This window comes from Pigmentiphaga litoralis (genome assembly GCF_048632615.1).
Taxonomy (GTDB): domain Bacteria; phylum Pseudomonadota; class Gammaproteobacteria; order Burkholderiales; family Burkholderiaceae_B; genus Pigmentiphaga; species Pigmentiphaga litoralis_B.
This window is the reverse complement of sequence record NZ_CP184479.1, coordinates 4905255-4925544: the sequence shown is the minus strand read 5'-3', so window position 1 is coordinate 4925544 and position 20290 is coordinate 4905255. Positions and strand designations below refer to the sequence as shown.

At 64.4% G+C, this 20290-nt stretch carries 15 protein-coding genes and 4 pseudogenes; 8 read left to right on the top strand and 11 right to left on the bottom strand.

Annotated elements, in window-relative coordinates; translation table 11 throughout:
• Nucleotides 1-86: 86 nt before the first annotated feature.
• The gene (locus ACNANG_RS22785) at nucleotides 87-1955 is read right to left on the bottom strand and encodes a prolyl oligopeptidase family serine peptidase (protein ID WP_420224921.1); all 1869 of its coding nucleotides are present in this window, start codon (nucleotides 1953-1955) and stop codon (nucleotides 87-89) included.
• A gap of 186 nt (nucleotides 1956-2141) precedes the next feature.
• On the opposite strand from ACNANG_RS22785, the gene ACNANG_RS22780 reads away from it, so the two are divergent.
• From ACNANG_RS22780 to ACNANG_RS22760, 5 genes and pseudogenes are all read left to right on the top strand, one after another.
• Nucleotides 2142-3284 (top strand): mechanosensitive ion channel family protein, encoded by a 1143-nt coding sequence (locus ACNANG_RS22780; protein WP_420224920.1) that lies wholly within the window; start codon nucleotides 2142-2144, stop codon nucleotides 3282-3284.
• A gap of 157 nt (nucleotides 3285-3441) precedes the next feature.
• The gene (locus ACNANG_RS22775) at nucleotides 3442-4026 is read left to right on the top strand and encodes an MlaC/ttg2D family ABC transporter substrate-binding protein (RefSeq protein WP_420227637.1); all 585 of its coding nucleotides are present in this window, start codon (nucleotides 3442-3444) and stop codon (nucleotides 4024-4026) included.
• Nucleotides 4027-4063: 37 nt separating this feature from the next.
• A complete protein-coding gene (gmk, locus tag ACNANG_RS22770; protein WP_420224919.1) occupies nucleotides 4064-4705 on the top strand; it encodes a guanylate kinase in 642 nt (213 codons plus the stop codon).
• Between the two features lie 59 nt (nucleotides 4706-4764).
• Nucleotides 4765-4968 carry a DNA-directed RNA polymerase subunit omega gene (gene rpoZ / locus ACNANG_RS22765; protein WP_420224918.1) on the top strand — a complete coding sequence of 68 codons (204 nt, stop codon included), beginning with the start codon at nucleotides 4765-4767 and terminating at the stop codon, nucleotides 4966-4968.
• A gap of 183 nt (nucleotides 4969-5151) precedes the next feature.
• Nucleotides 5152-7421 (top strand): annotated as a pseudogene (locus ACNANG_RS22760) (RelA/SpoT family protein).
• A gap of 27 nt (nucleotides 7422-7448) precedes the next feature.
• Here ACNANG_RS22760 and greB read toward each other — a convergent pair.
• Genes greB through ACNANG_RS22745 form a run of 3 tightly spaced genes read right to left on the bottom strand, consistent with a single transcriptional unit; the run spans nucleotide 7449 to nucleotide 9780 of the window.
• Nucleotides 7449-8018, bottom strand: coding sequence for a transcription elongation factor GreB (gene greB, locus ACNANG_RS22755; RefSeq protein WP_420224917.1), 570 nt, complete (start codon nucleotides 8016-8018; stop codon nucleotides 7449-7451).
• A gap of 8 nt (nucleotides 8019-8026) precedes the next feature.
• A complete protein-coding gene (locus ACNANG_RS22750) occupies nucleotides 8027-8869 on the bottom strand; it encodes a 3',5'-nucleoside bisphosphate phosphatase (RefSeq protein WP_420224916.1) in 843 nt (280 codons plus the stop codon).
• Nucleotides 8870-8895: 26 nt separating this feature from the next.
• The gene (locus ACNANG_RS22745) at nucleotides 8896-9780 is read right to left on the bottom strand and encodes an alpha/beta fold hydrolase (RefSeq protein WP_420224915.1); all 885 of its coding nucleotides are present in this window, start codon (nucleotides 9778-9780) and stop codon (nucleotides 8896-8898) included.
• A gap of 205 nt (nucleotides 9781-9985) precedes the next feature.
• Here ACNANG_RS22745 and ACNANG_RS22740 point away from each other — a divergent pair.
• Nucleotides 9986-11710 (top strand): annotated as a pseudogene (locus ACNANG_RS22740) (acyl-CoA synthetase); the annotation flags it as partial.
• Here the strand turns inward: ACNANG_RS22740 and ACNANG_RS22735 are convergent.
• Complete coding sequence (locus ACNANG_RS22735) at nucleotides 11634-12512, bottom strand: ferritin-like domain-containing protein (RefSeq protein WP_420224914.1); 879 nt, start codon at nucleotides 12510-12512, stop codon at nucleotides 11634-11636. The pseudogene ACNANG_RS22740 and the gene ACNANG_RS22735 sit on opposite strands and share 77 nt — an antisense overlap.
• 94 nt (nucleotides 12513-12606) lie before the next feature.
• Here ACNANG_RS22735 and hslO point away from each other — a divergent pair, with 94 nt between their 5' ends.
• Together hslO and ACNANG_RS22725 are read left to right on the top strand one after the other, a co-directional pair.
• Entirely contained in the window at nucleotides 12607-13575 is a 969-nt protein-coding gene (hslO, locus tag ACNANG_RS22730) for an Hsp33 family molecular chaperone HslO (RefSeq protein ID WP_420224913.1), read from the top strand.
• A 365-nt stretch (nucleotides 13576-13940) separates the two neighbouring features.
• Nucleotides 13941-14381: a hypothetical protein gene (locus ACNANG_RS22725; RefSeq protein WP_420227690.1), complete on the top strand. Its 441-nt coding sequence runs from the start codon at nucleotides 13941-13943 to the stop codon at nucleotides 14379-14381.
• A gap of 49 nt (nucleotides 14382-14430) precedes the next feature.
• Here the strand turns inward: ACNANG_RS22725 and ftsB are convergent.
• The 6 genes and pseudogenes from ftsB to ACNANG_RS22695 form a co-directional block, all read right to left on the bottom strand.
• Nucleotides 14431-14821, bottom strand: a pseudogene (gene ftsB / locus ACNANG_RS22720) (cell division protein FtsB).
• Between the two features lie 12 nt (nucleotides 14822-14833).
• Complete coding sequence (gene eno / locus ACNANG_RS22715; RefSeq protein WP_420224912.1) at nucleotides 14834-16117, bottom strand: phosphopyruvate hydratase; 1284 nt, start codon at nucleotides 16115-16117, stop codon at nucleotides 14834-14836.
• Nucleotides 16118-16135: 18 nt separating this feature from the next.
• Nucleotides 16136-17020, bottom strand: a complete 885-nt coding sequence (gene kdsA, locus ACNANG_RS22710; RefSeq protein ID WP_420224911.1) for a 3-deoxy-8-phosphooctulonate synthase — start codon at nucleotides 17018-17020, stop codon at nucleotides 16136-16138.
• Nucleotides 17017-18674 (bottom strand): annotated as a pseudogene (locus ACNANG_RS22705) (CTP synthase). Before ACNANG_RS22705 ends, kdsA begins: the two are co-directional and overlap by 4 nt.
• A gap of 164 nt (nucleotides 18675-18838) precedes the next feature.
• Nucleotides 18839-19495, bottom strand: a complete 657-nt coding sequence (locus ACNANG_RS22700) for a hypothetical protein (protein WP_420224910.1) — start codon at nucleotides 19493-19495, stop codon at nucleotides 18839-18841.
• Nucleotides 19496-19625: 130 nt separating this feature from the next.
• On the bottom strand, nucleotides 19626-20288 hold the full coding sequence (locus ACNANG_RS22695) for a 3-oxoacid CoA-transferase subunit B (protein WP_420224909.1): 663 nt from the start codon (nucleotides 20286-20288) through the stop codon (nucleotides 19626-19628).
• Nucleotides 20289-20290: the final 2 nt, after the last annotated feature.

The window sequence follows — 20290 nt, the reverse complement described above, 5'->3', positions numbered from 1 at the left end:
CCCGACCGGCCCGGCCCGCGCCGGATGCGGCAGTCGGGGCGCCCCCTGAAGCCTGCAGCGTTCGGGCCTGCATCGGTCGGGCCTGGTCAGGCTGGCTGGGGATCCAGATGTCTGGCCAGGAAGGACTCCATGGCCGTGTAGAACTCGAACTGGTTTTCTTCGTTATGGAAGCCGTGGCCTTCGTTGTCCTTGACCATGTATTCCACATCGACTCCCCTGCCCCGCAGCGCCGCCACGATCTGATCGCTTTCGTCTTTGTTGACGCGCGGATCTTGCGCCCCCTGCGCGACGAACAGCGGCGTCTTGATCCTGTCGACGAAAAACACCGGCGATCCTTCGCGCAGCAGCGCTTCGTCCTTTTCCGGATGGCCGACCATCTCGTGCATGGAATCCAGGAAGGGCTTCCAGTAAGGCGGAATGGTGTTCATGAACGTGAACAGGTTGGCGACGCCCACATAGTCCACGGCCGCCGCATACAGATCGGGCGTAAACGCAATGCCGGCCAGCGTCGCATAGCCGCCATAGCTCGCGCCATAGATCGCGATCCGCTTGGGATCGGCCACGCCGGACTTCACCAGCCACTCCACGCCATCGCTGATGTCGTGCTGCATGGTCTTGCCCCACTGCTTGAACGACGCTTCCCAGAACGCGCGGCCAAAGCCGGTCGACCCGCGGAAATTGATCTGCAGCACGGCATAGCCCCGATTGGCCAGGAACTGGATTTCCGGGTTGAAGCCCCACACGTCGCGCGCCCACGGCCCGCCATGCGGATTGACGATCACCGGCAGATGTTCCGCCGGCACCCCAACGGGCAGCGTCAGATAGCCGCGCAGGGTCAGGCCATCGCGCGCCGCGAATTCGATAGGCTTCATGACGGCCATGTCGCCCTCGGCCAGGTGCGGCTGGATCACGCTTAGCAGCGTCAGTTTGCGCGACTGGCTGTCGTATAGGTAGCGCGCACCCTGCGTTCGATCGTTGTAGGTGGCAACGATAAAGCGGGTCTCGTCGCGGGTGGCGCTCTGCAAGGCGATCTCGTAACCCGGCAGTTGCTGCTTGAGATCGTCATAGACCGCGGCCAGCACGGGGTCGAGCACCTTGTGCTCGCTCTTCCATGTGGTGTAGTGGATCTCGGTCAGCACCTTGCGGCGATGGGAATACGCCAGACCCGATACGTCCACATCGGGGTGCTCGAACAGCAGCGCGCCTTCCTGTGCCGTTTGCGGATCGAATTCGAAGATCGCCGCTTTGTCGCGCCCGCGGTTGGACGATACATACAGCCGGCGATTGTCGAAGGTAAAGAACAGCGGCGACACCGACTCCTTGAAGTCGGTGGTCAACAGCGCCTTGAAGTCGTCGGTTTCGTGCTCGCGATACATCAGCGTGTTGTTCACGCCGTCGGTCGTGATGGCCAGGCGCAGTTTGCCATCGTGATCGGTCCCCCAACCCGTGATATTGCCCGGGTTGGCCGCCACCAGTTCGGCCTCGCCCGTGGCGACGTCGACGCGAAAGACATCGAACACCTGGCTGTCGCGGTGGTTATGCGACAGCAGCAGGTGCGCATCATCATCTTCCAGGTCATCCACCAGTTGCGCCCGCACGCCGTCGAACGGCGTCAGGTCCCGCGGCTCGGCGCCGCCGGCAATGGGCACGGACAGCACATGAAAATTCTCGTCGCCGCCAAAGTCCTTGACGTACAGCACATGGTCGCTGCCCTTCCAGAAGTAGCCGCCCACGTCTCGCGCCGTCTCGGAGGTCAGCGCGCGCGGTTCACCCGACAAGGTCCCGTCGGCGGCCAGAGGCTGCACGAATACATTCTGACGTCCGGCATGCGGCGCAAGGAAGGCCAGGTGCTTGCCGTCGGGCGAGATGCGGTATTGCGACCGCTCGGGCTTGCGAAAGAAATCCCTGACGTCGTAACGCTTGGCGGGGGCAGTTCGGGCGGGGGTCGTCGTCATGGGCAAGCACCTTTGGAAGTCAGCGAAGCAGGTTCGATACTGTAGCCCGGCGATAGGTTCCGCCAATCGCCCCAGCCGGCAGCGGCCATGCTGCAGTGCACACAAATGGAAAAACTTGAGTCCGTGCCCTGGGGCGGGCTTGCTTGTTAGGATGAATCACTTCTCAACCGTACCCAGAGAGGTGGCATGGACGCGATCCTTCCCGACAACGTCTTGGCCCTGGCGCGTCCATGGCTTCTGTTCGGCTCGGCCATCGTCGTGGCGCTGATCGCGGCCTTCGTGATCCACCGCGCGTTGATCGCGGTCTTGCGCCGGCTGGCCCGCCGCAAGCCTTTCACCACGGCGATGACGCGTTACGCCTACCGCGCCAGCCAGGTCGTGCTGATGCTGTTCGCGGTCCGCATGGTGCTCAGTGGCACACCCGAAAACTTCCCATTTCTGACCGGCGCCTCGTACGTGGTCTCCGTAACGTTGATCCTGGCCATGACCTGGTTCGTGCACCGCTGCGTGCATGCCATTAGCGCAACGGTCATCAGCCTGAATCCGTATGACGTCGTCGACAACCTGAAGGCGCGCCGCATCCTGACACAAACGCGCGTGCTCACGCGCAGCGCCCACTTCATCATCGCGCTGCTCGGCCTGTCGTTTGTATTGCTGACCTTACCCGGAGCCCGTCAGTTCGGCGCCAGCCTGTTGGCGTCCGCCGGGGTGGCCGGACTGGTGGCCGGTATTGCCGCGCGCCCGGTGCTGGGCAACTTCATTGCCGGCCTGCAGATCGCCTTTACGCAACCGATTCGCATCGATGACGTGCTGATCGTCCAGGGAGAATGGGGCCGGGTCGAAGAGATCACGGGTGCCTTCGTGGTCGTCCGGATCTGGGACGAACGCCGGCTGATCGTGCCGCTGCAGTGGTTCATCGAAAATCCGTTCGAAAACTGGACCCACACATCGTCCACCATTCTGGGCACGGTCTTTCTGTGGCTGGATTTCAGCGTGCCGCTGGACAAGGTGCGCGCCGAGTTCGAACGCGTCTGCCATGCCAACGCCCTGTGGGACAAACGGGTGTGCGTCATGCACGTGGTCGACACGTCCGACCGCGCGATGCAGGTCCGCCTGCTTGTCAGCGCGATCGATTCGGGAACTGCGTTCGAGTTGCGTTGCCAGATACGGGAAGCCATGCTGAGCTTTGTGGCGGCGCAGTACCCTGAAGGGCTGCCTCGCGTGCGCGCCGAGATGTCTGGAGAACTCTCCCGCGCCGAGGTCAACGGCAACAGCCGGATTGCCGATGCTTACAGTGCGCCGATCCCCAAGGCCAGCAAGTTCGCGTAGAGTGAAAAACACCCTTTGCGCATCTTTTGTCTTGTCTGGAGTTTCGACCATGTACCCCTCAACGACCCCAACCACCGCCGCATGCGTGCGTTCGCCCGCAGCCTTTGCGCGACGCTGCGTGGCGACGCTGGTGCTGGGTGTGGCCGGCTTTGCCGCCATGCCCCTGGTCCACGCCCAGGCCCCCGACCCCATGGATCCGCCTGCCGCGCTCATCGAAAAGGCCGCGACGAACGTGCTGGCCCGGATCCGGTCCGACAATGAACTGAAGTCCGGGTCCCCGGCCAAGGTCAATCAGGCTGTCGACGAACTGATCCTGCCGTATGTGGATTTCGAAAAAACCACGCGCCTGGCCGTGGGCCGCTACTGGCGCCAGGCGACGCCCGAACAGCAGCAGCAATTGGTCAAGGAATTCCGCAACATGCTGGTGCGCACGTATAGCGGCGCGGTGTCCAGCATCTCTCCGCAGGCCAAGGTCGAAATGCGGCCCTTCCGCGCCGATGCGGCGGCCACCGACGTCGTGGTGCGCACGCTGGTCAGCGATGAAGACCGCGAGGCCGTGCCCGTGGACTACCGCATGGAAAAGACGCCTCAGGGCTGGAAAATCTATGACCTGAACGTGCTGGGCGTGTGGTTCATCGAAAACTATCGCAATCAGTTTTCGCCGGTCGTGGCGCAAAGCGGCATCGACGGGCTGATCACGACCCTGCGCAGCCGCAATGAACAGATGAAGGTCTCGCCATAGCCAGTTTGGTATCCTTACGCTTTTGCCAGCTTCTGTCATGCCCCTAAGAGCCGGAAACGTATTCATGGTTGTCGCCCCGAGCGGCGCAGGCAAGTCCAGCCTGGTCAACGCGCTGCTTGAACGCAGCCCCGAGATCCGGCTGTCCATTTCCTGCACGACCCGGGCGCCCCGCCCGAAAGAAACCGACGGGAAGGAATACCATTTCGTTTCCGTTGCCGCCTTCGAAAAGATGCAGCGCGAAGACGACCTGCTGGAGTGGGCCGAAGTCCATGGCAATTTCTACGGCACGCCGCGCGACTGGATCATGCGCCAGACCGAGGCCGGCCAGGACGTGCTGCTGGAAATCGACTGGCAGGGCGCCCGTCAGGTTCGGGCCAAATATCCCGAGGCCATCGGCATATTCATCCTGCCGCCGTCGATCGAGGCGCTGGAAGCCCGTCTGCACAACCGTGGGCAGGATGCGCCGCAGGTGATCGCGCGGCGCCTGCTGGCAGCGGGTGGCGAGTTCGCGCACGCCCCCGAGTCCGAATATGTTATTATTAATCAAGACTTTAACGCAGCCCTGGCGGAACTGAACACCATTGTTTCCGCCGCCCGGCTGCGTTTTCGTTCTCAGGCGGCGCGCCACGCCCAGCTGTTTTCCGAGCTCGGCATCCCGCACACTCCGGCGCCCGTCTAGCCGCGCCGCGCGCGTAAGCGCTTCTGCACTGATCTGCACTGACTTTCTCTGGGACCCTCATGGCACGTATTACGGTCGAAGACTGCTTGAAAGAAATTCCGAACCGGTTCAAATTGACCCTGGTCGCCACCTATCGTGCGCGTCAGCTCGCGCAAGGCCATGCGGCCAAGCTCGACACCAAGGACAAGCCGACCGTGACCGCGCTGCGCGAAATCGCTGCCGGCCAGACGGGTCTGGAAATGCTCAAGAAGGTCCCCACCTAAGTAGTCAGCCTGTATCCAGTCTGTGGGGTGGAACCCGGGGCGCCTTCGTCGCAAGACGCCCCGGGCGACAGTTTCCACCCCTCGGACGATGCCAATTTCCAGTGCGCCCACAAGGTGTCCGGTTGGGTATCGCACTGGGCAGGGTCGGTCGTCGCCGCCCCTGCTGACTCTCTTGCGACGACTATGGGATTTACTGTCACTTCCTCACGTTCAGGGTCCACGCCCGAGCCCTCGTCTGCAGTTTCCCCCGCTTCGAACGGCCATTCGCCGCTCGCGCCTTCCGCTACGTCTGCTTCGTACCATGCCCCCGCCGCCGGGGTATCGCTGGCCCCGCTGACTGAAACCATCGCGCTGTACCTGAGCCCGGAAGACGTTCGCCGTGTCCGCGACGCCTATCGTTTTTCCGACGAATCGCATCTGGGGCAGTTCCGCGCCAGCGGTGAAGCGTACATCTCGCACCCTATCGCGGTGACCGAAATCTGCGCCGGCTGGAAGCTCGATGCCGATGCGCTTATGGCCGCGCTGCTGCACGACGTGATGGAAGACCAGGGGTCAAGAAGCAGGAACTGATCGAACGCTTCGGGGTGGACGTGGCCGACCTGGTCGACGGACTGTCCAAGCTCGACCGGCTCGAATTCGCCAGCAAGGCCGAACAGCAGGCGGAAAGCTTCCGCAAAATGCTGCTGGCCATGGCGCGGGACGTCCGCGTGATCCTGATCAAGCTGGCCGACCGTCTGCACAACATGCGCACGCTGGGTGCCGTAGCGCCTGAAAAGCGCCGCCGTGTCGCCCGTGAGACGCTGGACATCTATTCGCCCATTGCGCACCGCCTTGGGTTGAACATCATCTACCGCGAACTGCAGGAACTCTGCTTCCAGGCGATCTATCCGCATCGCTACGAAGTGCTGCAACGCGCGGTGCTGTCGGCCCGCGGCAATCGCCGCGAACTGGTCGGCAAGATCCAGGAAACCGTCCGCGCCGCCCTGCCCGCCGCGGGCATCGAAGCCGACGTGCTCGGCCGGGAAAAGAACCTGTTCGGCATCTACAACAAGATGACCGAACAGAAAAAGTCGTTTTCCGAGGTCCTGGACATCTATGGCTTCCGGGTGGTGGTCAATTCCCAGCCTGAATGTTATTTGACCCTCGGTACGCTGCATCAACTGTTCCGCCCGGTTCCCGGCAAGTTCAAGGACTACATCGCCATCCCCAAGGTGAACGGGTATCAGTCCTTGCACACGACAGTCGTCGGACCCTACGGCACACCCGTGGAATTCCAGGTACGCACGCGTGACATGAACCAGGTCGCCGAAAGCGGTGTGGCGGCGCACTGGTTGTACAAGTCCAGCGACGTCAGCCTGAACGACCTGCAAAAGCGCACCCATCAATGGCTGCAGTCGCTGCTGGACATCCAGCGCCAGACCGGCGACAGCAGCGAATTCCTGGAACACGTCAAGGTCGACCTGTTCCCCGATGCGGTGTACGTATTCACCCCGCGCGGCAAGATCATCTCCCTGCCCCGCGGCGCCACGCCCATCGACTTCTCGTACCTGATCCATACCGACGTCGGCAACCAGACGGTGGCTGCCAAGGTGAATGGCGAGTTCGTGCCGCTGCGCACCGAGCTGAAGAGCGGGGACTCGGTCGAGATCGTTACGTCCGAGTCGTCGCGTCCCAATGCGCAGTGGCTCAACTTCGTGCGGACCGGCAAGGCGCGGTCCGAGATCCGCCACTACCTGCGGACAGTCAAGTACGAAGAATCCGCTGCTTTTGGCGAACGCCTGCTGGCGTCGGCGCTCAAGTCCATCGGCCTGCTCATGCCCGAACCCACCGACCCGGTGTGGGACAAACTGGCGCGCGGAAGCGGGGCCCGGTCGCGTGACGAGATCCTGGCCGACATCGGACTGGGCAAGCGCCTGGCGGCCGTGGTGGCCCGCCGTTTCATGCCCGAAGGCGATCCGATCGCCACGTCGGCGGCGCAGGTGGACGAAGCGACCGACCCAGCCGCCACGCCCATCCGCATCCAGGGCAACGAAGGCCTGGCGGTGCAGCTGGCGCCGTGCTGCACGCCCATCCCGGGCGATTCCATCGTCGCGTACGTGCGCCTGGGCCACGGCCTGGTGGTGCACACCGAAGATTGCCCCAACGCCCGCCGCCAGCGCGCGCGCGAACCGGAACGCTGGCTGGACGTGGCGTGGGATGACCAGACGTCGAAGCACTTCACGGCACGCATTGACGTGGTGCTGCGTCAGGAACGCGGGGTACTTGGACGGGTCGCGGCCGAGATTTCGGCCGCCGACGCGAACATTACCCATGTATCGATGCAGGATGAGGCATCCAGCACGGTAGCGGTGCACTTTACCGTGCAGGTGGAAAGCCGCCAGCACCTGGCGCAGGTGATCCGTTACCTGCGGCGCGTGCCCCAGGTGCAAAGGATCATCCGGATCAAGGGCTGACCGGAAACAGCTCGGTCAGTCCCTACTTCAGCTGGCGTCCGCCACCGGCTCCGGATAGCTGACTTCCAGGATATCCAGTTCGTCGATCCCGGCGGGCGTGCGCAGCACGACCGTGTCGCCGATCCTGGCCTTGGTCAGCGCGCGGGCAACCGGCGAAATCCAGCTGATCTTGCCTTGCAGGGGTTCCGCTTCATCCACGCCCACAATGGTCACCGTGTGCGTGTCACCTTCCTTGTCCGAATACGTGACGGTTGCGCCGAAGAACACGTGATCGCGGTTGGGCTGCGACGCGCTGTCGACCACCTCGGCTATGTCCAGCCGCTTCGTCAGGAAACGCATGCGGCGATCGATCTCGCGCAGCCGCTTCTTGCCGTACAGATAATCGCCGTTTTCGGACCGGTCGCCATTCGACGCGGCCCACGACACGATCTGCACGACCGATGGCCGATCGACGGTCATCAAGTGCGTCAGTTCGTCACGCAGACGCGCGTAGCCTTCCGGGGTAATGTAGTTGCGTACACCAGCCGGCAAGGCGACAGCTTCGGGCAGCTCGTCGTCTTCGTCGGCATCGGATTCTTTGACAAAGGCTTTGTTCATGTCGGTAGTCAGACCCAGTCGCGCCACACCGGCGCAAGATGGTCGGGTAGCGGCGGCAGAGCGCCCAGATCGACCCGGCTTTCTGCCGGACCATGGAAGTCAGACCCGCGCGACGCCAGGAAGCCATAGGTGGCGGCCACCTGCGCATATTCGCGGTATTGGTCGGGGGTGTGGCTGCCCGTGATCACCTCGATGCCCACGCCGCCCAGCCCCAGGAATTCTTCGAACAAGGCGTGGAATTGCACGGGGGTGTAGTCGTAGCGGCCCGGATGGGCAATGACGGCCACGCCGCCCGCCCCGCGGATCCAGCCGACTGCGTCGGCCAGCGACGCCCAGCGCATCGGGGCATAACCGGGTTTGCCGTCGATCAGGAACCGCTGGAATACTTCCCGCACGTCCTGGCAGACGCCTTGCTCCACGATGTAGCGCGCGAAGTGGGTGCGGCCGATCAGATCAGGATTGCCGGCATGCCGCAATGCGCCTTCGAATGCGCCCGGGATGCCCACCGCCGCCAGCTGATCGGCCATTTCCCGGCCGCGACGTTCCCGGCCCGAGCGGGTCGCGCGCAATCCGGCGTCAAGCGCAGCATTGGAGGAATCGACCTGCAGTCCCACGATATGCACCGTTTCGTTGGCCCAGGTCACAGAGATTTCGACCCCCGGAACGAAGCCGATGCCCAGGCTGGACGCGGCGGCTGCGGCATCGGCCAGCCCGCCGATTTCGTCGTGATCGGTCAGGGCCAGCACGTCCACGCCATTGGCATGGGCGCGCGCCACCAGGTCCCGCGGCGACAACATGCCGTCGGAGATCCAGGAGTGGCAGTGCAGATCGAAATTTTGCTGGGAGGCCATATCCCAATTGTAAGTCCGGCCTGCTGTCAGCGGCCGTTCAACTGCAGGAATTCTGCTACCAGTTGCGCCACCGCTTCGGGCTGGTCGTGGTGCAGCATATGGCTGGCGTCGGCAACGGTGGTCTGACGCAAATGACGAACGGCGGCGAGCCGCGACCGGTAATCCGGCAACGCCGTCATGCGCCGCAGGATGTCACTGTCGTCAGCCTCGACCCAAAGCACCGGCGCCTGGATCGCACGCCAGCAGGCCTGCACCTCGTCCACCCGGTAAGCCACCCGGTTCAGGATCTTGTGCGCCGGGTCGGCCAGCAGCACCCAACGGCCATCGACTTCCCTGGCCCACTGCCGAGCCAGGAAGGCCGCGCGGTCGGGCGTGAGCCGGGGGTTGGTCTTGCGCAGCCGCTCGGCCACGGCATCCGCGCTGGGGTAGTCCTGCAGCGTTGCTCCTTTCACCAACTGGTCGAGCCAGGATGCCAGCCGCGCCGGCACATCCCCAGCCTGGGTGCCAGGCAAGCCCAGGCCTTCCAGGTTGACCACCGCGCTGACCCGTTCCGGCCGCACCCCTGCATACAGCATGGCGATATTGCCGCCCATGCTATGCCCCACCAGCGGCACCGGCCTATCAGGAGACAGGTGGCGCAGCATGGCGTCCAGATCCCCCAGGTAGTCGCTGAATTCATAACAATCGACCCCGGTCGGGCCGGTCAGGCCAAAACCCCGCCAGTCCGGCGCGACGATGTGCCAGCGGTCGGCCAGGTGATCCGCAACGAATTGGAAAGAGGCGGCAACATCCATCCACCCGTGCAAGGCCAGCAACAAGGGAGCGTCAGGTGTGCCCCAGTGCCGCAAATGGTGCGGGACGCCTCGCACGATCAGGGTTTCGGAACGGGATGACACTCGGGGTACGTACATGATTACTTACCAGAATTAGCAACGTGGACGGACGCTATCCCTCACCCTTCGGGAACACGTGACGCAGCCTGGCGCAGGGCAGACCCTGAAGTCCGCAAAGACATTGCGGATGTCCGTCAGGTCAACGATCATTGCGTTATAAGCGAAGGCTGGCTGAACCACGCACGCCGATCCGACCGAGATCTTGAATCGCCAGCGGAGGGTTATGGAAGACCAGTATCAGGCACTCTACACCACGTTCAGATGGTGGGTTCCTCAGCGTTTCAACATCGCCGATGCGTGCTGCCGCCGTTGGACGGCCACCAGTGCCGACGCGCGCCGCATCGCCTTGTATGCGGAAAACATGCATGGCGAGCGCGAGGTCTGGACGTTTGCCCGGCTGCATGAATACGCCAACCGTTTATCGAACGGTCTGCGCCGCATGGGCGTGCAGCGCGGCGACCGGGTGGCCATCGCCCTGCCCCAGCGGCCCGAAGCAGCCGTCGCCCACATCGCCGTTTACCAATTGGGCGCGATGACGGTGCCGTTATCGACCCGCCTGCCCGGCGAGGTGGTCGAACAGCGCCTGCGCGACAGCGAAGCGCGGATCGTATTGGTCGACGGCATGGCCGCGGATACCGTGCTGCCCGCCGCCGATCGATGCCCCCTATTGCGCCAGGCGATCGGCATCGATCTGGACGACGAACGCGTGCTGTCCTGGCGTACCCTGATCGCCCGGCAGGAAAGCGTGTTCGACATGCATCCTACCAGCGCGAACGATCCCGCCATCCTGCTGTACAAGACGGGTACGACCGGTCCGGCGCGGGGTGTGGTGCTGTCGCATGGGGCGTTGATCGGTACGCTGCCTGGCGTCGTGGCGTCGCAGGACTGGTTTCCGCAACCTGCCGACGTGCTTTGGACGGGGTCGGAATGGGGCGGCGGTCACGGTCTCTTCGATGGCCTGTTCCCTGCCCTTTACTTCGGTCAGCCCCTGGTCGCCAGCCGCCATGCGAGCACGCCCGAGCAGGTGTTCGAACTGCTGGAACGCTACCAGGTGACCAATGCAAGCCTGCAGCCGGCCGCCCTGCGCGGCTTGCTGGATGCCGTGCCCGACGCCGCGACGCGCTACAGGCTGTCGTTGCGGGCGATGGCCGTGGGCGGATCGCACCTGGACACCGCCCTGGCCGCCCGATGTGAACGCGAGCTTGGCGTGACGCCCAACGAAACCTATGGCCAGGCCGAAGTGCGCGGCATTATCGGCCAGAGCCGGCACAAATGGCCGACCCGCCCCGGCAGCATGGGTCGGCCCTATCCCGGCCACCAGGTGGCCATTGCCACCAGACAGGGGCATGCCGCCCCCGCAGGCACCGTTGGCGAAATCGTTGTCAACCGGTACGACATCCAGGGGCATGCCGACCCTGCGCTCTTCCTGGGCTATTGGCGCGGCGAGGAATCCGGCCGGCCGGTCAGTGGCACGTGGCATCACACCGGGGACCTGGCGCGCGTCGATGAGGACGGCTATTTCTGGTATGCCGGCCGCATCGAAGACGTATTTGCGGTGGAAGGCGGACACACGGTGGTGCCGGACGAAGTCGAGGCCGTGTTGCGCGGCTGTCCGGGCGTGGAAGACGTAGCCGTCGTGCCGGGGCGCGGTTCCAGGGTGAAGGCCTATGTGGTGCGGCGCAAGGCGGGCCCCGACGGGGCGGGACGAGGGGGCGATGGCCCCGACGCTGACAGCGGCGGTGTCGAATTGCCGGGCGACGCGGCTGACCCGCAGGGCGATCCCGGTGGCCAAAATGACACGTTCGCGCGCGCCCTGCGGGACTACGCCCGCCAGCACCTGCCTGCCTGGCAGGTCCCGGCCGACGTGGAAGTCATGACGGCTTTGCCGATGACGGTGAACGGGACGGTGCGGCGGATGGCGCTGCGCTTTCGCGAGGAGGAATCCGCGCGGAAGCGGCTGCCTGCTCAAGCGCCGCCAGCTCCGGCTCCGTGAACCCGGCTTCCCGGCGTGCCGGGAAATTGAACGGCCCCCGCAGCACAGGCACTACGTAGGCCTCGCTCAGGATCGGATAGTGAGCCACCGGATCCAGCCCGGCGGCATCGCACAGGTAGCGGTACCAGCGGTTGCCGATCGCCACGTGGCCGATTTCATCGCGCAGGATAATGTCCAGTATGCCGGCGGCCTGATGGTCGCCCGCATGCGCCAGACGCGCCCGGATCGCGGGGCTGGCGTCCAGTCCCCGGGCTTCCAGGGTACGCGGCACCAGCGCCATACGGGCCAGCGGATCGCCCTTGGTCTTTTCCGCCATCTGCCACAGCCCGTCGTGCGCCGGAAAGTCGCCGTAGGACACGCCATGGGCCGCCATGTGACCGGTCAGCAGCGTAAAATGCAGGGCCTCCTCGCCCGCCACCTTCAACCAATCCTGATAGAACCCTTGTGGCAGGCCAGAAAAGCGCCATATAGCATCCAGGGCCAGGTTGATGGCGTTGAATTCGATATGCGCCAGCGCATGCATGAGCGCGGCGCGCGCCTCGGCCGTGGCCATGCCACGTGTCGGCACATCACGCGGCGCCACCAGCACGGGCTTGTCGGGCCGGCCGGGCACCCCACCGGGTTCGGCCAGGTCCGCTTCCGGATCGGCCACCCATCCCAGCGCGGCCAACTCGCGCGTCCTGGCGGCCTTGTCCACGGGATCCGTCAGACACAATAGTTCGCAGGCGCGACGGCGGAGTTCTCTCGTTTCTGTCATGCGCCGATTGTAGGCTGGGCCGGTACAATCTTGCCGGTAACCAGACGTGTACCACCCGCCAGGCCACGAGCCACGGCGTTCAGGAGCAGCATTTTTGTCCGACCATCTCAAAAAGTACCTGTTCGAAGGCAACACGGTACGCGCCGAAGTCGTTGCCATCCGCGACACCTGGCAGGAAATCCAGGCCCGCCATGACTACCCGCCTGCCGTGCAGAAGCTGCTGGGCGAGCTGGTCGCGGCGGCCGCTCTGCTGGCTGCCAACATCAAGTTCAATGGCACCGTCGTCCTTCAGCTGCAAGGCGACGGCCCCATCGGGCTGATCGTGGTCGAATGCCACGCCGACCTGGGCATGCGCGCTACCGTCAAGATCCGCGATGGCTACGACGTGCCTGAGGACGGCACGCTGCAAACGCTGCTGAGCCCGGGCGGCAACGGCCGCTTTTCGGTCGTGCTGGACCCCCAGGACAGGCACGCCGGCCAGCAGCCCTACCAGGGCATCGTGGCCATGCAGGGCGACACCGTGGCGGAAGTGCTCGAGCATTACATGGCGACGTCGGAACAGCTTCAGACGCGCATGTGGCTGGCGGCCGACGCCAACTGTACGGCGGGTCTGCTGCTGCAAAAGCTGCCCGACCAGGGCGGCCACAGTGTCGCGGCTGCGGCCGACGCCCCGGCTACCGAAGGGACCGCCGACGCGGACAAGGAAGCGGACTTGGCCGACACATGGGACCGTGCCCAGCATCTGGCCGAAACCATCAAGCCCGAAGAACTGCTGACCGTCACGCCCGACACCATCATCCGCCGCCTGTACTGGCAGGAAACGATGACGGCGTTCGAGCCGCTGCCCGTCCAGTACCGTTGCACCTGCTCGCGCGAAAAGGTGGCGAACGTGCTGCTGCGCCTGGGCCAGGCAGAGGTCGACGACATCGTCGAAGAACAAGGTCGCGTCGAGGTCAAGTGTGACTACTGCGTCAAGGCATTTGAATTCGACCCGGTCGATGTCGCGGAGTTGTTCGCGACGGAATCGTCGGCGCTGCGGCACCAGAGCGATGCCCGGCATTGACGGCGTCTTGCCGTAGCAAGTCGAAAGCGCGGGCGGGGTCCCGCGCTTTTTTATCCTCTCCTCACCTTACGCCTTTAGCACGCCCGTCGGGACCGCAAGCACAGGCGGCTGGATTTATCCAACGCATTATTCCGGATGACGCCCGGGCTGACGGTTGCGCAGACTGTCGGGATGCCTTGGATGCCCCGCACCCTTCCCACCCGTCGTGCCGACCCGCCGCCCCACGCCACCCCCGCGGCACGGCGGTTGTCGAATTCCTGCTAGTCGCCCTGCCCCTGTTTCTGCTGGGGGTCGGGGTGATTGAAGTGACGCGGTGGGCCGTGGCCCGTCAAGCGGTCACCTATGCACTGTTCGAAGCCGCCCGCATGGGTGCCATCACCGATGCGGATCCGGCCGCCGTGCGCCTGGCGTTCGAACGCGGGTTGGTTCCTTTGCTGGGGAAAGGCAAGACGGATCTTGCCGACGGGCATGCGGCCGTGCGACAACAGCTGGACGCTTTCTACGCTCGGTGGGGTGTCGATGGCTACCGGCTCGTGCGTGTGCCGCCCGACCGGCGCGCAGGCGGCCGCCATGACGACGACACGATCCTGCTGCTCGACCTGACCTACCTGCACGCGCCGTTGTTTCCGGGTATTCGGCAGGTGCTCAGGCACGGGGTGCCTGCTTCAGGCGCCGACGCCTATACGAACGCAGCCCGACAAGCCGGACTCGTCGTGATCCGGCGGGACATGGCCATGCCGATGCAAGCGCAGACTATGCGTCATCGGTGGAAAAGCGATGGGGGAAGCGGAACAATGCCGCGGTGAGACGGTGCGGAACGACCCTTCGCGGACCGGAACGACGATGCGGTTCCGATCAGCGCGACTGACGTTGCTGCGAAGCGGCAGAGGGCCGGACAGCCGGTGCAGGCGCCCTGGCTGGCGCACCTGCAGCCGCACCCGCAGCGCCCGGCGCGGGGGCCTGGGCGGTGGCGGACGAAGCATCCACGATCTGCACGAAGGCCTCGCCTTCGCGGATCATGCCAAGTTCGAAGCGCGCACGCTCTTCGATGGCGTCCGTACCGCTTTTCAGGTCGCGGACTTCGGCATCCAGGGCGATATTGCGCGTTTCGAGCTTGGCGTTCACCTCGTGCTGGGCGGCCAGCAGCCGCTCCAGCTCCCAGGTGCGCATCCACCCCCTTGCCGAGCCACAACGGGTACTGGATCGCGACCAGCAGCAAGGCGATGATCAGGGTGAGCAGACGCATGGACGGCGGCTTTTAACGAAGGTTGTAGAAAGCCGAACGACCTGGGTAGTGCGCCACGTCGCCCAGATCTTCTTCGATCCGCAGCAACTGGTTGTACTTGGCCATACGATCCGAACGCGACATCGAGCCGGTCTTGATCTGCAGGGCGTTGGTACCCACCGCGATGTCGGCGATGGTCGAATCTTCGGTTTCGCCCGAACGGTGCGACACGACGGCGGTGTAGCCAGCGCGCTTGGCCATTTCGATGGCGGCGAACGTTTCGGTCAGCGTGCCGATCTGGTTGATCTTGATCAGGATCGAGTTGGCGATGCCCTGGTCGATACCCTGCTTCAGGATCTTCGTGTTGGTGACGAACAGGTCGTCGCCCACCAGCTGCACGCGCTTGCCGAGCTGTTCGGTCTGGTACTTCCAGCCTGCCCAGTCGCCTTCCGCCATGCCGTCTTCGATCGAAATGATCGGGTACTTGTCGCACCACGTTGCCAGCAGATGCGTGAATTCCTGCGGGGTCAGCGCGGCCTTCTCGCCTTCCAGGTGGTACTTGCCGTCGCGGAAGAACTCGCTCGCGGCGCAGTCCAGACCCAGGGCGATCTGCGTGCCAGGCTCGTAGCCGGCTTTTTCGATCGCCTGCAGCACCAGCTGGATCGCGGCTTCGTGGTTTTCGACGTTGGGGGCAAAGCCGCCTTCGTCACCCACGGCCGTCGACATACCCTTGTCGTTGATCAGCTTCTTGAGCGCATGGAACACTTCGGCGCCCATGCGAAGAGCTTCACGGAAAGACGGTGCGCCGACCGGCAGGATCATGAATTCCTGCAGGTCGAGGTTGTTGTTGGCGTGCGCGCCACCGTTGATCACGTTCATCATCGGCACGGGCATGCTCATCGCGCCGCTGCCACCGAAATAGCGATACAGCGGCAGGCTGCATTCTTCGGCGGCCGCCTTGGCGACGGCCATCGACACGGCCAGCATCGAGTTGGCGCCCAGGCGCTCCTTGTTCTCGGTGCCGTCCAGGTCGATCAGGGTGCGGTCCAGGAAGGCCTGTTCCTGTGCGTCGAGGCCCATCAGCGCTTCGGCGATTTCGGTGTTCACGTTCTCGACAGCGCGCAGCACGCCCTTGCCGAGATAGCGGCTTTTGTCGCCGTCGCGCAGTTCGATCGCTTCACGCGATCCGGTCGATGCGCCCGATGGCACGGCCGCGCGGCCCATGGCCCCCGACTCGAGCAGGACGTCGCATTCGACGGTGGGATTGCCGCGGGAGTCAATGACTTCGCGGCCGATGATGTCTACGATTGCGCTCATGATGTGTCTCGTGGTGGTTTACTGAAAATCGCTTTCGATGAAGCCATGGCGCTTTGCCACCTGGTCCAGCTCGATCAACGAGCCCAACAGGTCGGCCATGCGCCCCAGCGGTACCGCATTCGGACCATCGGATTTCGCATGCGCGGGATCGGGATGGGTTTCCATGAACAGGCCGGACACCCCCACGGCAACCGCGGCGCGCGCCAGGACCGGCACGAATTCGCGCTGGCCGCCCGAGCTTGCGCCCTGCCCGCCCGGCAATTGCACCGAGTGGGTGGCGTCGAACACGACGGGGCAGCCCGTCTCCCGCATGATGGCGAGCGAGCGCATGTCGGACACGAGGTTGTTGTAGCCGAACGAGGCGCCGCGTTCACAGACGAGGATGTTGCTGCCGTCCCCGCCCGCCTCGATCGCGGCCTCGCGCGCCTTGTCGACGACATTGACCATGTCGTGCGGCGCAAGGAACTGGCCTTTCTTGATGTTCACGGGCTTGAGCGACGCGGCGCAGGCCCGGATGAAATCGGTCTGACGGCACAGGAAGGCCGGCGTCTGCAGCATGTCGACCACGGCGGACACCGGGCCGACCTGTTCGATGTCATGCACGTCGGTCAGCACCGGCAAGCCCAGCTGCGACTTGACTTCGGACAGCACGCGCAGGCCGAAGTCCATGCCCAGACCCCGGAAGGTCTTGCTGGAACTGCGGTTGGCCTTGTCGAACGAGCTTTTGTAGATGAACGGGATGCCCAGGCGCGTCGTGATTTCCTTGAGCGTGCCGGCGGTATCGATCGCCATCTGCTCGGATTCGATCACGCAGGGGCCCGCGATCAGGAAAAACGGATGCTGCAAGCCGACGTCGAAGCCGCAGAACGAATGGGTTCGGGTCATCGCGTCGAGCTGGCTCATACGGTTTCCTTGGTCGTGGTGTTCTGTTTACGGTCGAGCGCGGCGCGCACATAGGCCGAGAACAGCGGATGGCCATTGCGCGGCGTGGACGTGAATTCGGGGTGGAACTGCACACCCACGAACCACGGATGGGCCGGCAGCTCCATCATTTCGGGCAGGTTTTCGGTCGGCGTGCGCGCGCTAATCACCATGCCCGCAGCTTCGAGCTTGGGAACATACACGTTGTTCACTTCGTAGCGATGACGATGGCGCTCGTTCACTTCGTCGCCATAGATGCGCTGCGCGAGCGTGCCCGCCTTGACCGGCACCCGCTGCGCGCCCTTGCGCATCGTGCCGCCCATGTCGGACGCCGCCGTGCGCTGTTCGGTGCGGCCTTCCCGATCCATCCATTCGGTGATCAGAGCGACCACCGGGTGCGGGGTATCGGGTTCGAACTCGGTGCTGTTGGCGTCGTTCAGGCCCGCCACATGGCGAGCATATTCGATCACGGCCAGTTGCATGCCCAGGCAGATGCCCAGGTACGGCACGCCGTTTTCACGCGCGTAACGGATCGCCTGGATCTTGCCTTCGGTGCCCCGGCGGCCGAAGCCCCTGGCACCAGAATGGCGTCGTACTTGGCCATCGCGCCCACGCCTTCGGTTTCGATCACTTCGGAATCGAGATATTCGACCGTGACCTTGGTGCGTGCATGGATGCCGGCGTGCGCCAGGGCTTCGGTCAACGACTTGTACGACTCGGTCAGGTCGACGTACTTGCCGACCATGGCGATCGTGATTTCGTTGTCGGGATTTTCCTTGGCTTCGATCAGCTTGTCCCACACCGTCAGGTCAGCAGGCTTGGCGGTGATGTTGAGCGTTTCGCAGACCAGATCGTCCAGGCCCTGCTTGTGCAACATGGCCGGGATCTTGTAGATCGAATCGGCATCCCACACCGAAATGACCGCGTCGAGCTGCACGTTCGAAAACAGCGAGATCTTGGCGCGTTCGTCGTCGGGGATCGGGCGGTCGGCACGGCACAGCAGCGCCGTCGGGTAGATCCCGATTTCGCGCAGTTTCTGCACCGAATGTTGCGTCGGCTTGGTCTTGAGCTCGCCTGCCGACGCGATGAAAGGCACCAACGTCAGGTGGATGAAGCACGCGCTGTTGCGGCCCAGCCGCAGGCTCATCTGGCGCACGGCTTCAAGGAAGGGCAGCGATTCGATGTCGCCCACCGTGCCGCCGATTTCGACGATCGCAACGTCGGTCTGGCCATCCCACGCGGCGGCCGCGCCCCGTGCGATGTAGTCCTGGATTTCGTTGGTGATGTGCGGGATGACCTGCACGGTCTTGCCAAGATAGTCGCCGCGGCGCTCTTTGCGCAGCACGGATTCGTAGATCTGGCCGGTGGTGAAGTTGTTCACCTTCCGCATGCGGGTGCTGATGAAGCGCTCGTAGTGGCCCAGGTCCAGGTCGGTTTCGGCGCCGTCTTCGGTCACGAAGACTTCGCCGTGCTGGAAGGGGCTCATGGTGCCGGGATCCACATTGATGTAGGGATCCAGCTTAAGCATGGTGACTTTGAGGCCGCGCGATTCGAGGATCGCAGCCAGGGATGCCGCGGCGATGCCCTTGCCAAGGGAAGACACCACGCCACCGGTAACAAATACGTACTTGGTCATTGCCAATTGCACCCGGTTTTTGCCGAGCGCTTGCGGGAAATCGGAATTATAGCGGGTATGCGCAAGGCCTGCCGGACTGTGTGCGGTAACCGTTGGAGACAGCCCACCTTCGGCAGCAGACGCCGTAGCTGCCCGGGACGACGACCGGCAGAGCGTGTCGGCGTTCAGTACAGCGCCAGCGTGTTCAGCGGGAGTTCCCGTGCGTCGGTGCGACCAGAGTCTATGCGATCCGGCACGAAGCGCGCGCCGTCAAAACGCCCTACGGCATCCTGCGTATCGCCACGGCGGTAGTCTATGTAGGATTGCTCGGCACGGCGGTCCTTCGTAAAGACCGTCAGCTGCGTCAGCGTGGTCAGAAGCCAGCCGCGGCGATCGTCGGATGGCCGAAACACAAGCTGCGCCTGCGTGGTCGTCCCCTCGGCCGCCGATTCGCTGCGATCGACCACGATGATCGCTCCGCCCTGGATGCGGACGTCCAGGTTGCGGTCGGGCGGCAGGTCGGCGCCACAGGTGCGGCATGGCAGCACGAAGCCCCAACCGGTCGCCTCGAAACCATTGGGCCGGCGAAATCCCACCAGCATGGCGCGGCGGCCCTGCGGGTTTTCGTAGACCTGGACGACGCCGGGATAGGCGCCGCCCAGATCGCCGGTGACTTCATTTGCGAGCGTGAAGCCGTCGGGAACGAAAGCCTGTGCCGATGACGCTACCGCCGGAATGGCCAGGGCGGGCGGCAACAAGGGCCCAGGTGCTTCCGCCTGGACCGTGCCGGTGCTGAACACCGCAGCCGTTGCGAACACGAGCAACGCCGCGATGCGGCCCACCCCTGACCTGCACGCCGCGCCGAACGCACCTGCGCCTATCGCTACTGCGCTGAGTGCCGTGGCGCCGACTTCGGCCGGGCCGCATGCACGTGCCTCGCCCGCGCCCTCCCGACCCCCACCCTGCGCGATGTCAGGCCGCAACCGTCACCGCCGAGGTGTCGAGCGTGACGCCCGTCAGTTCCTGGACCTGCGCCACGGTCACGCCCGGGGCGGTCTCGACCAGCTTCAGGCCGTCCGGGGTCACATCGATCACGGCCAGATCCGTGATGATGCGATCCACGACGCCCAGGCCGGTCAGCGGCAACGTGCACTCGCCCAGGATCTTCATGTCGGTCGTGCCGTCTTTCTTTTTGGCCACATGTTCCATTAGCACCACGACCCGGCCCACGCCGGCCACCAGGTCCATGGCGCCGCCCATGCCCTTGATCATCTTGCCCGGGATCATCCAGTTCGCCAGATCGCCCTTGCCGGACACCTGCATGGCGCCCAGGATGGCCAGGTTGATCTTTCCGCCCCGGATCATCGCAAACGAGTCAGCCGACGAAAAGATCGACGAACCCGGCAGCGTTGTCACGGTCTGTTTGCCGGCATTGATCATGTCGGGATCGACCTCGCTTTCCAGCGGAAACGGGCCGATGCCCAGCAGTCCGTTTTCGGACTGCAGCCACACCTCGAGGCCAGCCGGCACGTGGTTGGCCACCAGGGTCGGCAAGCCGATGCCCAGGTTCACATAAAAGCCGTCCTGCAGTTCCTGCGCAGCGCGAGCCGCCATTTGTTCACGGTTCCAGGCCATGG